Annotated in this window: 11 protein-coding genes and 2 pseudogenes; 6 read left to right on the forward strand and 7 right to left on the reverse strand. The window is 54.4% G+C overall.

What is annotated here, in order from left to right; genetic code table 11:
• The first annotated feature begins 321 nt into the window (after positions 1–321).
• The 3 genes from CKV68_RS08040 to CKV68_RS08050 all read left to right on the forward strand — a co-directional run bounded on the left by CKV68_RS08040 (position 322) and on the right by CKV68_RS08050 (position 2,564).
• On the forward strand, positions 322–1,629 hold the full coding sequence (locus CKV68_RS08040) for a DUF445 domain-containing protein (RefSeq protein WP_013910696.1): 1,308 nt from the start codon (positions 322–324) through the stop codon (positions 1,627–1,629).
• A 62-nt stretch (positions 1,630–1,691) separates the two neighbouring features.
• Positions 1,692–1,982: a DUF2516 family protein gene (locus CKV68_RS08045; RefSeq protein WP_014835867.1), complete on the forward strand. Its 291-nt coding sequence runs from the start codon at positions 1,692–1,694 to the stop codon at positions 1,980–1,982.
• Positions 1,983–1,988: 6 nt separating this feature from the next.
• A complete protein-coding gene (locus CKV68_RS08050) occupies positions 1,989–2,564 on the forward strand; it encodes a beta/alpha barrel domain-containing protein (RefSeq protein WP_013910698.1) in 576 nt (191 codons plus the stop codon).
• Here the strand turns inward: CKV68_RS08050 and CKV68_RS08055 are convergent.
• From CKV68_RS08055 to CKV68_RS08080, 6 genes and pseudogenes are all read right to left on the reverse strand, one after another.
• Positions 2,561–3,409, reverse strand: coding sequence for an LmeA family phospholipid-binding protein (locus tag CKV68_RS08055; RefSeq protein ID WP_013910699.1), 849 nt, complete (start codon positions 3,407–3,409; stop codon positions 2,561–2,563). The two genes, CKV68_RS08050 and CKV68_RS08055, sit on opposite strands and share 4 nt — an antisense overlap.
• Before the next feature lie 90 nt (positions 3,410–3,499).
• Positions 3,500–4,369 carry a pyruvate formate-lyase-activating protein gene (pflA, locus tag CKV68_RS08060; protein WP_013910700.1) on the reverse strand — a complete coding sequence of 290 codons (870 nt, stop codon included), beginning with the start codon at positions 4,367–4,369 and terminating at the stop codon, positions 3,500–3,502.
• Between the two features lie 180 nt (positions 4,370–4,549).
• Positions 4,550–5,197, reverse strand: a pseudogene (gene grcA2, locus CKV68_RS11515) (autonomous glycyl radical cofactor GrcA2).
• Positions 5,171–6,949, reverse strand: a pseudogene (locus tag CKV68_RS08070) (pyruvate formate lyase family protein); the annotation flags it as partial. The pseudogenes grcA2 and CKV68_RS08070, both read right to left, overlap by 27 nt.
• Positions 6,950–7,499: 550 nt before the next feature.
• Positions 7,500–8,327 (reverse strand): SAM-dependent methyltransferase, encoded by an 828-nt coding sequence (locus CKV68_RS08075; protein ID WP_095075984.1) that lies wholly within the window; start codon positions 8,325–8,327, stop codon positions 7,500–7,502.
• A gap of 23 nt (positions 8,328–8,350) precedes the next feature.
• Positions 8,351–8,854, reverse strand: coding sequence for a DUF2505 domain-containing protein (locus tag CKV68_RS08080; protein WP_013910704.1), 504 nt, complete (start codon positions 8,852–8,854; stop codon positions 8,351–8,353).
• Positions 8,855–8,877: 23 nt separating this feature from the next.
• Here CKV68_RS08080 and CKV68_RS08085 point away from each other — a divergent pair, with 23 nt between their 5' ends.
• Entirely contained in the window at positions 8,878–10,017 is a 1,140-nt protein-coding gene (locus CKV68_RS08085; protein WP_095075985.1) for a UDP-N-acetylmuramate dehydrogenase, read from the forward strand.
• A gap of 121 nt (positions 10,018–10,138) precedes the next feature.
• On the opposite strand, the gene CKV68_RS08090 is transcribed toward CKV68_RS08085, so the two are convergent.
• Positions 10,139–11,845, reverse strand: a complete 1,707-nt coding sequence (locus CKV68_RS08090) for a long-chain-fatty-acid--CoA ligase (RefSeq protein ID WP_013910706.1) — start codon at positions 11,843–11,845, stop codon at positions 10,139–10,141.
• Positions 11,846–12,151: 306 nt separating this feature from the next.
• Between CKV68_RS08090 and mshA the strand changes: the two genes are divergently transcribed.
• On the forward strand, positions 12,152–13,414 hold the full coding sequence (gene mshA, locus CKV68_RS08095; RefSeq protein ID WP_414017496.1) for a D-inositol-3-phosphate glycosyltransferase: 1,263 nt from the start codon (positions 12,152–12,154) through the stop codon (positions 13,412–13,414).
• Between the two features lie 123 nt (positions 13,415–13,537).
• Positions 13,538–14,284, forward strand: a complete 747-nt coding sequence (locus tag CKV68_RS08100; RefSeq protein ID WP_013910708.1) for a phosphoglyceromutase — start codon at positions 13,538–13,540, stop codon at positions 14,282–14,284.
• Positions 14,285–14,301: the final 17 nt, after the last annotated feature.

Consider the following 14,301-nt stretch of genomic DNA (forward strand, 5'->3'; position numbering starts at 1 on the left):
TAACAAAGGCTCCGATATCCCCTGGGGAAGTCGGAGCCTTTGTGTATCCGCGATTAATATCCAAAACTATGAATGATAAACGGGGAAAAGTGTTATGGATACTTATGACGTTGGCCGCGACCCTGATCGGTATTAATTACATTGTGGCCGGATGGAATGCACTATAGGACTCCAGCAAAGTCTGGTCTTTCGGGCTCAAGGGCGCGAGCATCCTCCAACGCCGTACCTCAAGCAATTCGGCCTCTATAACTGGGGCGCCTTTGGCGTGCTCTGGGCGAACTGGCTACCGGCTGGGGTGAACAGTACGGGATAATGAGTGGCATGGCACAACATGCAGCTCCACGCGGACTCGCGGTTCCTGGTCCTTCGCCTGAAGCAGAGGCTGAAAAGCGGCGTGCGCTACGGAAGCACAAAGCTATTGCGACGGGATTACTTTTTGTCGCTGCGGCGATATTTTTGAGTTGTCAGTGGTATACCTCGGTGACTGACCCCACCCCTGCATGGGTGGGTTTTGTTCGGGCTGCTGCTGAGGCCGGAATGGTTGGCGGTTTGGCCGATTGGTTTGCGGTGACGGCTTTGTTCCGATACCCCTTGGGCATCAAGATTCCTCATACGGCGATTGTGCGCCGGAAGAAAGACCAAGTAGGCGTGGCCCTAAGTGGGTTTGTAAGCGAGAACTTTCTTAACGCAGAACAAATTACAGAGAAAGTATCTCAAGCGAATGTCGCTAGTCGCATCGGTGACTGGCTGTCTGATCCACATAACGCCGAGACTGTGTCGCGCGAAGTCGGTGCCTTTACCGCGAAGGCAGTCAGGGCGTTGGATCCTCACGATGCAGAGGCAGTTATTCGGAAAGCAATCGTGGAAAAGCTTGCAGAGCCGGAGTGGGGTCCACCACTGGGAAGACTCTTGCAGCAACTCAATCAGGGCGGTCAAACGGAACCAATAGTGGATCAACTGGTTTCTTGGCTGCACAAGAAGGCGCTGACGTCGGAAAGCTTAATCCTCAAGATTTTGGGGGAGCGTGCGCCTTCCTGGGCGCCAAAGTTTGTCAATGAGCTGGTGGGCGATCGAGTCTATCGTGAGCTTATTCAGTGGACGGCTGCGGTGGAGAGCGATAAGAATCATGAGGCGCGTCAGGCGATCAGGCGCTTTCTAGAGAAATTTGCTGATGATCTTCAGACGGATCCGGTTGTGATTCAGAAGGTGGAAGATATTAAGCACGATGTAATGGGGTCAGCGCCGGTGCAGGATGCCGCATCGACGATCTGGGCGAGTGTGTCCAAGAACGTGATTCTTGCTGCGGAAGACGCGGATTCCTTGTTGCGTCAAAAAATTAAAGAGTACGCGTTGGAGTGGGGAAACCGGATTCACTCCGATGATGTTTTGCGGTCAGATCTTGATGCGCGCATCACTAAGACTGCAGCTTTCCTCGCAGACAATTATGCGGATCAGGTGACCTCGATTATTTCAGAAACGATCGAGCGCTGGGACGCAGACGAGGCCAGCGACAAGATCGAGTTGATGGTGGGTAAAGACCTGCAATACATTCGTCTTAACGGAACAGTCGTGGGTGCTCTTGCTGGCTTGGCCATCTACACTGTTTCATATTCGCTCTTTGGAGTGTAAGCGGGGCGTAAAACGCTGTAGACACCGCTAAGTCCCATGTATATATTCGAGGAATTCTCTTCATGACCTTTGTTTTCCTGATTTTCAGCTACATCATTAAGGCGGCGGTTTACCTTGCAGTGGCTGCTGCCCTGATTGGTGCAGGATTAGCCGCTGCGACGCGAGCCGATGCTTTTGAAGCCGGAGACCGACAGAACAAGTGGATCTGGGTGGGCCTGCTTGTACTAGCGGCCCTCATGGTTTACTTGAGAGTCCAGTTCCTTTCTTGGGTTGGCCTGGTGATCATCGGATTGTATTGGTTTGATGTTCGCCCCCAAATCAAGAACATTCTTAATGGCAATTACGGCTGGTAATCGATCATGACAAGCGATAATACGGTGGTGGTCACACTCCTTGACCCGCTGGCAACCGCTACTGATGTCAAACAGTTGGTGGCAAACGCTAAGCAACAAGGGATGGGCATTTGTGTAGAGCCTTCGCTATTGCACGCAATCGATACCTCAATGGTGCATGGCGATCAGCTTCCTGTGATTTCCTGGGCGGGATATCCTACGGGCAAGCACCACGTATTGATTAAGGCTTCTGAGGCTCGCCTCGCGGTGCAATCTGGGGCGACGATGGTGATTTACGTGCCTGACCCAGCGTCGCTTCTCGACGCCACCGGCGCGGCTTTTATCAGCGAGATTGCGGCGGCGCGTGAGGCCGTGCCGCACCCTGCCCAGCTTGCAGTGCTTGTCAACGACACCCTTCTTGATGATGAACTGTGCACCCGTGCGCACACGTGGCTGGCAAAGATAGGCGTAGATGCCGTGGTCTCCTATAGCGCGAGTGCCCATGAGATGGGCGGAATCCCACTATATGTTCTATGTGACATAAGCGAAGCCCCCGTGCATAAGGCAGCGGGGGCATATGGAGTCCTGGTAACTGGAATCTAGCGTACGGGGACTACTGGTTGCTGGCCTTTCTCCGTGCTCAGTTCGTTGAGATTGACGTTTTCTCCGGCAACCTCGATTGTGATGCCATGCTCTACAACTTCAACACTTTTAATCGTGAGATTTCCTGTCATAGTGTTTGCCTGATCGCGGAGCCCCTGAGTCAGTGCGTCAGAAACCGTGGAAGGTAGCTCAACGCCGAGAAGGCTGGCATTGGTAGCTGTGAAAGACAGACGGCCGTCGATAGCCTCCGGCTTAAGCGTGAGATTGGCTGCTCCTCCTGTGATGTCGACCTTTACCGTGCCGTCTGCAGGATTAGATGTGATTCCTGTTACCTGGATGAGCTGCTGCAGAAAGGCACCTGCAAGTGCTCCTAGATCATTGCCCTCTCCTTCAACAGGGGCGGCCTGGTGCTTCTGATTTTCAGCGATGCTTTTTTGCAATACGGCGAGAAGGTAGTCGTCGGCAAGCGTGGTACGAAGTGAGAGCGAACCGGCAACCGGGTTATCAGGATCGGAAATATTTAAAGAATTAACGTTAATAAAAGACTGCGGCGTGCCGGTGACCTCCGGGACAGCGTTGGCGTCGCCGGGGTGTTTAATGTTGACGGTTGAAGGTGACTCAATATTTACGTGGGGGACGTTGTGAGTTATTGCTGAAAAAAGTAGGGGAGTCGGACCGAAAGAGATACTGGCCTCTTGACCAGTGGAATTGGAACCCACAGAATCTTTGAGCTGTTTGCTGATAGTCCAGCGCAAGCCGAATTCGGCCAGCAGCAAGAGAACTACAAGGGCAACGATGATTGTGAGGATAATTTTACTAATGCGAGAACCAATAGTTTTAGACACGGGTTCCAGTGTCGCCTATTTTTGGCGGTATCGCCACTAGCGGAAAAGCTATGGCCCGACTCCTCTACGAGGAGTCGGGCCATAGGATGGCTAAGGGACTAGCAGACCGCGAGAACGGAAGACGTTCTTGGTAAAAGCAACTGATTCTTCTGTCGGTGGTTTGACGCCCTCAAGCTCATAGTGGAGATTAAGCTCATGCCACTTATCTGCACCCATATTGTGGAAAGGAAGTACCTCAACGCGCTCGACGTTATCTTTCCACTGCTCAACGATGTCCGCCACGTTATTGATGTTTTCCGGAGAGTCGGTAAGACCCGGGACAAGCACAAACCGGATCCACACGGGCTTGCCCGCTGCATGAAGGCGGTTGCCAAAGTCAATAGTCGGTTGTAACTCGCGGCCAGTGACGCGGTGGTAGGTCTCCTCGTCTCCTGCTTTGACGTCGAGAAGCACAAGATCGATGTTTGCTAAGTCCTCGTCGCTAAGGCGAGCGCCCAGATAACCTGAGGTGTCTATAGTGGTATGAATTCCTGCGTCGTGCGTCTCTTTGAGGACCCGGCGGGTGAAGGCTATTTGGAAGAGCGGCTCGCCGCCGGAGATCGTAAGCCCACCGCCGGAGGCTTTGAAGACCCTGCGATAGCGCTTGATCTTTTTAACGATATCTTCCACGCGTTCGAGCGTCCCCTCCTTCATCTGCATAGTGTCTGGGTTATGGCAGTACAAGCAGCGCAGGGGGCAGCCCGCCATGAACATCGTCATGCGAGTACCGGGACCGTCGACGGCGGTGACCAGCTCCCAGGAGTGCACCAGGGCGATGTCGCCGGTGCGTCGGGCTTCGATCAGCTCCTTATGCGAAACATCCTCAAGCTCAAGATCTGTTCCGATGCCTGCGGCTGTGCCGCGAAGACGCGGGCCATCTGAGCGTTCGACCGTAACGGTGGAGTTAATTCCATCGGCCATGAGGATTCCTTTCGATCGCGACGTACGCGGGCGGTAGATCTGCGAGGGGTAAAACTAGGGGTGATTGGTAGTCCAGTCGCTGTCACTGAAGTACAACAAAAGTCTGGGCAAAAATATGCCACCGTCTCAAGCGAACTCGAGGCGGTGGCAGCTAAAGATGCACGCTGAGCGCGCTACTCCTTATGCGGAGTGGTGGAAGGTGCGCGAGAGAACGTCGAGCTGCTGCTCACGGGTGAGCTTGACAAAGTTCACGGCGTAGCCGGAGACACGAACGGTGAGGTTCGGGTACTTGTCAGGGTTCTCCATAGCATCCTCAAGAGTCTTCTGATCGAGGACGTTGATGTTTGCATGGTACAGACCTGCATTTGCATTGTTTGCATTGCGCTGGGTCTTCATGTCGTTGAGGCGCTCTTCAAAAGTCTTGGAAGACATAAGTTTCTCCGATTTCTTGTGGGAATGAATGGTTAGGGATGGTGTGAAGGCTTATTCTTCGTCCATGATGAATCCGGCATCGAGGATGCCGACCAGGTTCTTGACCTGCTCATCAGCTGTGCGGCCAAGGCCGGAAGGCGTGATGGTGTTGGTCAAGGAGATGCCGTCGAGGGCATCCTGGTAGTCCAGCTTGCCCACAGAGAGCATGGAAGCAACCATACCGTGGGTGTCTGCACCGTTCTCTGGGTTTGCGCCTGGGCTGAACGGGGTACCAGCTTTGTGGCCGGATGGGAAGGCGCCGGTTGCTTTGCCGTAGACCACGTTTGAGGTGATCGTGAGCACCGACTGGGTCGGGATAGCATCGCGGTAGAGTGGGATCTCCTTGATCTTGGACATCACCGTGTGCACGATGGTGGCGGCGATGTCGTCGACGCGGTCATCGTCGTTGCCGTAGCGCGGGAAGTCGCCTTCCGTGATGTAATCAACGATCAAGCCGGTTTCATCGCGCACTGGGGTGACTTTTGCGTGCTTGATGGCAGAGAGGGAATCGGCGACGATAGCCAGACCTGCGATGCCACAGCCCATGGTGCGGATGATGTTGGAGTCGTGCAGCGCCATCTCGATGGACTCGTAGGCGTAGCGGTCGTGGCAGAAGTGGATGATATTGAGTGCTTCGACGTAGGTGCCGACGACCCAGTCAAGCATGTTCTCGTACTTTTCCCAGACCTCATCGAAGTCCAAGGGGCCATCGCCCTCGATAGGTGCGAACAATCCGGGCTCGGTGATCTGCTTGCCGGAGACCTCGTCGCGACCGCCGTTCATAGCGTAGAGCAGCGACTTTGCGCTGTTCACGCGGGCGCCGAAGAACTGCATCTGCTTGCCAATAGCCATGGGAGACACACAGCAGGCGATAGCGGCGTCATCGCCCCACTGATCGCGAATCTGCTTGTCAGACTCGTACTGAATAGACGAGGTCTCAATGGAGATTGCGGCACAGAAATCCTTGTAGCCCTCGGGTAGCTCGGGATCCCAGAAAATGGTGATGTTTGGCTCTGGTGCGGGGCCGAGGTTGCGAAGGGTCTGCAGTAGGCGGAAGGAGGTCTTGGTCACCATCGAACGGCCATCTTCTGCAAAGCCAGCGTCGGACCAGGTTGCCCAGTAAGGATCGCCGGAGAAGATCTGATCGTAATCGATGGTGCGCAAGAAGCGGACGATGCGCAGTTTGATCACAAGGGCATCGATCATTTCCTGAGCGTCTTCCTCGGTGATGAGGCCGGCGGCGAGATCGCGCTCAAAGTAGATGTCCAGGAATGCGGAGAGACGGCCGATGGACATGGCCGCACCGTCTTGGGACTTAACGGATGCCAAGTAAGCAAAGTATGTCCATTGAACAGCCTCTTGAGCCGTCTTGGCTGGGCGAGAGATATCAAAGCCGTATGCAGCGGCCATGATCTTCAGCTTCTTCAGAGCCTTGATTTGCTCGGAGTGCTCCTCGCGGAAGCGTGCCCAGTGCTCGGAGAAGTTCTCGGTTGCTACCGAGTCCTTGGCGCGGTTCTTTTCCTCGATGAGGAAATCAACACCGTACAGAGCTACACGACGATAGTCGCCGATGATACGGCCGCGACCGTATGCGTCAGGCAAACCGGTGATGATGTGAGCGGAACGTGCTGCGCGGATACGAGGAGTGTAGATGTCAAAGACTGCCTCGTTGTGAGTCTTGCGGTACTTGGTGAAGATGCTCTTGATATCTTCGTTTGCTTCCTTGCCCGCTTCTTTAATAGCGGTCTCGACCATGCGCCAACCACCGAAAGGCATCATCGCGCGCTTTAGTGGAACGTCTGTCTGCAGGCCGACGATAACGTCGTCATCTTCGGAGATATAGCCGGCAGGGAACGCGTCGATGTCGGCAGGGGTATCGGTGTCTACATCGAAAACGCGCTTCTTGCGCTCTACGGAAAGGTAATTCTTTTCCAGTGTGTCCCATACGCGGAGGGTCTTCTCCGTAGGGCCGGACAAGAAGCTGGCATCATCATCGTAGGGGGTGTAGTTGCGCTGAATGAAGTCGCGAACATCGATATCTTCCTGCCATGGGCCGGCTGCAAAGCCTTCCCAAGCAGACACGTTCGTTTCTTGTTGGGCGGTGGTCATCGAGAAAGTGCCCTCTCTAAAATCGAGTTGCTGTAATCCCTGCGGGTTCGGGGATACAGAGATTCCTAGATGGCATAGCCGCTAGTTTTTACTCGGTCCTGGGTGCGTACGTCGGGGCTGAGCTATTTTTGACGGCTTTTGCCATGAACAAATTCGAGTGTAGTAATAGTGACCCGGCTCTGCATAAATAGAAGTGGGTGAGTTATCTCACTCTGCTTCGTTTTTACTTGTAGCTCACAACAGCGTAAGTGGGAGTGTGGGATTGTGTGATTACGTCTGACCTTGCCCGTGTGGAAAAAGGTGAAAACCTGTACATCTACCGGAAATAATGTGGCACTAGCTGCTTTGATTACGCTCGGTAGGGGCGGGAGCGGGCGGCGACAGTCGGTGTGTGTATACGTTTGATTGGATTTTGGTTGAACCTATTTATTCAATTGAAAAGTGCAATGAAAATAGGTGAAAAACCGTTTTGGCTGGAATCACAGGGAAAAAGCGTGACAATCACGGGACGCTAATGTATGCGCGAGCTTCTTGGTGGTTGGGTAAGGGGTTAGCACTGCCCTGGATCTACAAGAGACCACGGGACGGTTATGAGGTTGTCGCGTACTGGACGTCGAATCGGCATCATGGGGATACCCTGTTCTATGAGGGAAGCGCGGGCAGCTCTCCAACGTACGCGGGGGCCATAGGCTGCCCAGGGGGCATTGTGGTTCCAGGCGGCGTCGGCAAGCGAAAGTAGCCGGTGAATCTTCTCGCCGGGAACGTTTCGGTGGATAAGTGCTTTGGGGAGCCGCTCAGCGATGTCAGAGGGGCGTTCTATGTCGAAAGGATCCCACGCAAGAGTGAGTGATAGTGGGCCTGAGCTGTCGAGTAATACCCATGTTGAGCGTCGTCCGAGTTCGTCGCATGTGCCCTCGATGAAGAATCCTCCGGGTTGGAGGCGTGAGGTCACCATAGTCCACGCATCGTGCACTTGGTCTACGTCATACTGGCGTAAGACATTGAAAGCTCGCACGATCGTGGGTTGGTAACCCGCTAGTTCAAAACCACCCAGTTCAAAGGTAACTCCATCACGTGGCGGTAAAACCCGTTCCGGGTCAATTTCTAGCCCTGTGACCTGGATATTAGGACGTATTGTGCGCAACCAACGGGCCCACTCTACGGTGGTGGTAAAACTAGCTCCATAGCCCACGTCCAAGGCCAATGGTGTTTGGGATCTACGCAGTGCCGCGCTGATGTCTGGATGGTGAGTCATCCACCTATCGCATCTGCGGAGACGGTTAAAACCCGTCGTCCCACGAGTGATCACGCCGACAGGACGCGACAAAGGCCGACCGTGCCCAAAAGACGTTCGGAGATTGTGGGCATGGTCGGCCATTGGTCAAATGTTAAAAAATCGAGTTAGAGGTTCTCGGAGATCCACTGTGCGGTGAGGTTGCCTTCATTCTGGAAGAGCTCGCCGAGAGCCTCGCCAACCTTGGGCTCGATGGCTGCGCCCATGAACGGGATGTTCACGGTGACCTCGTTTGCATAGGACAGGGTGGTGGATTGTCCAGCGCCTGTCAGGGCAATCTCGCCTTTGAAATCTACGGGGGTGCCTTTTACGTCAGCGGTGTAGCTGATGGGGGCGGTATCACCGTTGAGGCCGCCGACAGTTACTACACGCTTAACCTTCAATGCTTGGCTGATCATTGCACGAACAGCTTCGGGGAGGACCTCAAGGGGGAGGACCTCAAAAAGCGTTACTACAGCGCCGCCATTGGCGTCTGCGAACTCGTGAACCTGGCCCGGCTCGGGGCTCAGGTTTTCCACGACGAACGCCCAATAATCGGGGTTGGTCAGGGCTGCATGCACCTTTTCAGCTGGCTGATTGATGGTGACAGTGTTCTCGCTACGCGTTGTCATGCGTACAGACTACCCTTAAAGGGGTGACGGATACATCGCTGACCCAAACATTCGCCGAAATTCGCCCCGAGATCGAGCGTCATGCCGATACTCGTGTCGAGTCTCTTTCCTTCTCCGAACTGACTACTCTCCATCTCGGTGGCACACCTATCGCCGCTGTTCGTTGCGGCTCGCGTGAGTCTGTGGCGCACGTGGTGAAGCTTCTCGACGCCCACCGTATCCCACTGCTTGTTGTGGGTGGGGGATCCAATCTTGTGATCGCTGACGGCGATATTCCAGTCGTTGCTGTGATCGTAGAATGCGAAGAAATTTCAGCAGACATGCATACTGGACGTCTTGTGGCAGACGCCGGTGCAGTGTGGGACGACGTCGTCGCGTTTGCCGTCGACGCAGGACTCGGGGGCATCGAGTGTCTTTCCGGGATACCCGGCTCTGCGGGGGCGACCCCTGTACAAAACGTTGGAGCGTATGGGGCGGAGATCGCGGACGTTTTGGTGAGCGTCGAGCTTTTGGATCGTACTACTGGTGAGATTTCTGAAGTCCCGGCTGCGGACTTAGAGCTGGCGTATAGATATTCCAACTTGAAGTTCACTGGTAGGGCCGTAGTGCTAGGTATTACGCTGCAGCTCTCCCCAGACGGGCTTTCTGCGCCACTGCGATTTGGGGAATTAGCACGCATGTTAGGCGTAGAGGCCCCTGGTGTGGAAGAAACCCGCTGGAATATCCGGGAAGTGAGAGAAGCTGTCCTGCAGCTGCGTCGGAGTAAGGGAATGGTCTATGACCCAGCTGACCACGACACGTGGTCTGCCGGATCGTTTTTTACCAATCCGATTATTAGCGATGCTCTCTTGGAAACAGTGCGGGTGCGAGTGGCGGAAGTCTGCGAATCAGAGGAAGCTGCCGCCATGCCGTGCTACGCGATGGGTCCCGGTGCATGGAAGCTTTCTGCAGCCTGGCTGATAGATAGGGCTGGATATAAGAAGGGCTATCCCGAAGGCGCGCCGGCTCGCCTTTCCACTAAACACACCTTGGCCCTGACTAACCGGGGTAACGCGACCACAACAGATCTGGTGGCGTTGGCACACGATATTCGTGATGGAGTCCACGAAACTTTTGGAGTAGCTCTGGAGCCTGAGCCGGTGTGGATCGGTGTCGAATTTTAGTCCGAATGTGTATGAGACATTAAGCAAAACCCTGCATTTCCATAGACGTTAGGGGTTCTAGCGGGCGTTAGAGCGCGCTTTGTCTATGGAAATGCAGGGCTGGTTCAGAAGAGTTGCCGCGTTACTTCTTGAGCTTCTGGATCAGTTCTGTTTGAACCTCACGGCGACGGATCTTTCCAAGCTGATCTTTGGCAAGCTCCTCAAAGTGATAGAAGGTGCGCGGGACTTTGTAGCGAGTGAGATTCTCTCGGCAATAATCTTTGAGCCCCTCGGGATCAAGTGCGGCGCCTTCATTGAGAGTGATCGCGGCGACAACTGACTCAGATCCATCACCGCGAGGGAGGCCGACGACGGCAGCTTCTAAGACGTCTGGGTGTTGGCGCAGAACATCTTCTACCTCTACCGGATAAACATTGAAGCCTCCGGTGATGATTACTTCCTTAATCCGGGCAACGAGTTTGATAAAACCGTCTTCTTCCATGATTCCAACGTCGCCTGTGCGGTACCAATCATTATGGAAGCTACGTGCGGTGGCTTCAGGCTGATTGAGGTAGCCGGCAAATACTTGAGGGCCTCGAACGAGGACTTCGCCTTCTTGTCCGTCTGGCATCGTCTCGTCGAGATTCTCGGGATTAGCGATGCGGACCTCAGTGTCAGGGAAAGGAATGCCTACATAACCAGGGCGTCGATCAGTAGTCATTGGGTTGCCCACGATAATGGGAGAGGTTTCCGTAAGCCCATAGCCTTCGACGAGGAGTCCTCCTGTGAGAGCTTCCCAGTGTGTAACTGTGTCTACTGGCAGCGTGGAAGCGCCTGAGAAAGAATTACGGATTCCGGAAATAGAGATTCCGTCTTTCTCTGCGGCTTCGACGATCTTTTGATACAGAGTGGGGACGCCAGGGACCCAGGTGGGGGTCTCTTTCTTCATGATCTGCATGATCAATGGAATTTGAGGAGCTGGTAGCAAAACCATTTCTCCGCCAATGTAGATCGCTAGGTTGAGAACGATGGTGACGCCGTATGCATGGAACATGGGGATGGCTCCGAGGAGTCGCTCATCTTGGTCGCCAAGTCCTTGGATCCAGGCTTTTCCTTGCAGGAGATTAGCAAAGAGTCCGCCGTGGGTAAGTTGGGCGCCCTTGGGTGCTCCTGTAGTGCCCGAGGTGTACAGGATGAGCGCTACGGAATCTTTGGTGACTTCGGGGCAAGAGACAATGTCTTCGCCCTGGCCGCCGAGCGCATTACCGGTGAGGATCTGCCAGGGAATGGTGTTAGGTGCCGGCGCGGTAAGAGCATCGCGCTTTTTCATCAGAGCAGGGATAGGGAGCTTGAGTGCATATTTTTGCAGTGGCGGCATCGCGTCGATCATATTGACTGACACGATGGTTTCCAGCGGGGTGGTGCGTCGTAGTTTTTCCAGAGTAGATGCAGCTTTATCCCACACGATAGCTACGCGAGCGCCATGGTCGGTGAATGGTGCTTCCAGCTCATGTGCTGTGTAAAGAGGGTTGTGCTCGACGACGGTCGCCCCAAGCTTGAGCACCGCATAGTAGGCAGCGACATGCTGAGGGCAGTTGGGAAGGCAAATGGCCACTCGGTCGCCTGCGCGGACGCCGAGTGCGCGGAGTCCAGCAGCTGCACTGCGTACTTGCTTATCCAACTCCGCGTAGCTCTGGCGCTTACCAAAGAAGTAAGTGGCAGGTTTGTCGGCATTGATGGCTAGGTTGTTGTCATAAATATCAAGGAGGGTGGTGTCTCCATAATCAAGACTGTGGGGTGTCCAGCTGGGGTAGTACTGTAGCCACGCTTTGGTCTCAAATGCTGACATGATGTCCCTTCAAAGTTGGATGAACTTTACGCACCGGTAAGTTTTAATACGAGCATACCCTCATGTTTGAACGCCGGGGGAATCTATACGCTGGTGGTTTTGGAACGTTATGGATTTGTGAGGGGACGCGGCAGCGCGAGATAGCGTGGAAACCGAAAAGGGATGAGGCCTAAGGGCTAAGCCATCAGCTAAGGGCATTAACTGGTGAGGATAAGGCGGGAATGGTTACTGCGGCTGTCATGAATTCACCGACGGTGCACAGGGGTACCACAACGCTGAGACCATTCTCCTCTTAGAATGATTCTTATGCGCATAGCCATGATTTCGATGCACACATCACCGCTGCAGCAGCCGGGTAGCGGCGATGCCGGTGGAATGAACGTTTATGTTTTGTCGATAGCGCGGGAGCTGGCGCGTCGTGGGCTAGACGTGGACGTTTTTACACGGGCGACACGCCTCGGTCACGGAGAGATCGTCGACGTAGAGCCAGGCCTTCGGGTTATTAATATCGTGGCGGGACCTTATGAAGGGTTGTCTAAAGAGGAGCTGCCTACTCAGCTGGCAGCATTCGCAGGCGGAATAGTGCAGTTTGTAAAGTGCAATGCGCTGACTTATGACGTAGTGCATAGTCATTATTGGCTGTCTGGCCAGGTGGGGTGGCTGCTGCGCGATCTCTGGGAGATTCCGCTGGTCCATACTGCTCATACGCTGGCGGCTGTGAAAAATTTCCATAGCTCGACTTCTGATATGCGTGAGTCGGAAGCTCGCCGGATTTGTGAACAACAACTGGTGGATAATGCGGATATTTTAGTGGTGAACACTCCGGAAGAAACCAGCGACCTTGTTCGTCATTATGATGCACTGCCGGACAAGGTGGCGGTGATCGCGCCGGGCACGGATATTTCCCTTTTCACGCCGGGTACGCAGCGCAATACGGAGGTGTCTCGACGGTGCCTGGGAATTCCTTTGCATATCAAGGTCATTGCTTTTGTGGGAAGGCTGCAGGAGTTTAAAGGCCCACAAGTGTTGCTTGCTGCTGTGGCTGAGCTGATACGCCGCGATCCTGATCGTGAACTTCGAGTTATTTTTTGTGGTGGCCCATCTGGCGCTGCAGCGACCGTTGAGCATTACATCGAATTAAGCCGGCGTTTGGGGCTAGGTAAACGAGTGAGGTTCCTTGACCCGCGTCCGCCGGAAGAACTGGTTTCTATCTATCAAGCAGCGGATATTGTTGCGGTGCCCTCTTATAACGAGTCGTTTGGTCTTGTTGCTATGGAGGCTCAGGCGAGCGGAACACCAGTGATTGCGGCTCGGGTAGGTGGTCTACCCATTGCAGTGTCCGATGGGGAGACTGGGTTGCTTGTCGACGGTCACGCGCCGGAAATCTGGGCTGACGCACTGGCGCAGCTGCTTGACGACGATGCGCTGCGGATCCAGATGGGAGCGGAAGCGGTTCGCCATGCTGCGAACTTTACGTGGGCTGCCTCTGCAGAGAAGCTAGAGGAAGTCTATGAGACTGCGCTCAATATTGATGTTGACGAATGTAAAGAGCGTCATGCTGAGGGGTAATGGGTCAGGATTCTTTGGGTAGACGCTGCCGCCCCACTAAAGTCCGGTCGGGCATAAGTGTAAATAATCCCACATTTTAGTGTGATCGCTGCCAGGCGAAAATTTTCGTGGCAAACTGAGCCTATGACTATCGGAAAACTGATTCTTCTCCGTCACGGACAAAGCGAGTGGAACGCCTCCAACCAATTTACTGGTTGGGTGGACGTTAACCTCACCGAGCAAGGCGAGGCCGAGGCCAAACGTGGCGGCGAGATGCTGAAGCAACAGGATGTCCTGCCAACTGTTGTGTACACATCACTTCTTCGTCGAGCAATCCGCACCGCCAACATCGCGCTTAACGCAGCAGATCGCCATTGGATCCCTGTCGTGCGCGACTGGCGTCTCAACGAGCGTCACTATGGTGCGCTGCAGGGTCTGAACAAGGCTGAGACCAAGGATAAGTACGGCGCAGATCAGTTCATGGAATGGCGTCGTTCCTACGGAACTCCTCCTCCAGAGCTGGAAGATTCCAGCGAGTTCTCCCAGGCCAACGATCCTCGCTATGCCGATCTTCCTCAGGTGCCACGCACAGAATGCCTGAAAGACGTCGTGGACCGTTTTGTTCCTTATTTTGAAGAGGAAATCCTGCCGCGGGCACAGAAGGGCGAGACTGTTCTTATTGCAGCGCATGGCAATTCTTTGCGTGCATTAGTCAAGCATCTTGACAATATCTCGGATGCAGATATTGCCGAGCTCAATATTCCTACTGGAATTCCGCTGGTATACGAGCTTGACCAGGACGGAAAGGTTCTTAACCCGGGTGGCACCTACCTTGATCCAGAGGCAGCGGCAGCAGGTGCTGCGGCAGTTGCTGCACAAGGCGGCAAATAACAGGTTACGATGGTGAG

This window comes from Corynebacterium ulcerans, from assembly GCF_900187135.1.
Taxonomy (GTDB): Bacteria; Actinomycetota; Actinomycetes; order Mycobacteriales; family Mycobacteriaceae; genus Corynebacterium; species Corynebacterium ulcerans.

Bases quoted from the DNA above. Each gene is read 5' to 3' on its own strand.
- CKV68_RS08040 (WP_013910696.1), top strand. From the start codon at position 322: ATGGCACAACATGCAGCTCCACGCGGACTCGCGGTTCCTGGTCCTTCG.
- mshA (WP_414017496.1), top strand. From the start codon at position 12,152: ATGCGCATAGCCATGATTTCGATGCACACATCACCGCTGCAGCAGCCG.
- CKV68_RS08045 (WP_014835867.1), top strand. From the start codon at position 1,692: ATGACCTTTGTTTTCCTGATTTTCAGCTACATCATTAAGGCGGCGGTT.
- pflA (WP_013910700.1), bottom strand. From the start codon at position 4,369: ATGGCCGATGGAATTAACTCCACCGTTACGGTCGAACGCTCAGATGGC.
- CKV68_RS08100 (WP_013910708.1), top strand. From the start codon at position 13,538: ATGACTATCGGAAAACTGATTCTTCTCCGTCACGGACAAAGCGAGTGG.
- CKV68_RS08090 (WP_013910706.1), bottom strand. From the start codon at position 11,845: ATGTCAGCATTTGAGACCAAAGCGTGGCTACAGTACTACCCCAGCTGG.
- CKV68_RS08075 (WP_095075984.1), bottom strand. From the start codon at position 8,327: ATGGCCGACCATGCCCACAATCTCCGAACGTCTTTTGGGCACGGTCGG.
- CKV68_RS08050 (WP_013910698.1), top strand. From the start codon at position 1,989: ATGACAAGCGATAATACGGTGGTGGTCACACTCCTTGACCCGCTGGCA.
- CKV68_RS08080 (WP_013910704.1), bottom strand. From the start codon at position 8,854: ATGACAACGCGTAGCGAGAACACTGTCACCATCAATCAGCCAGCTGAA.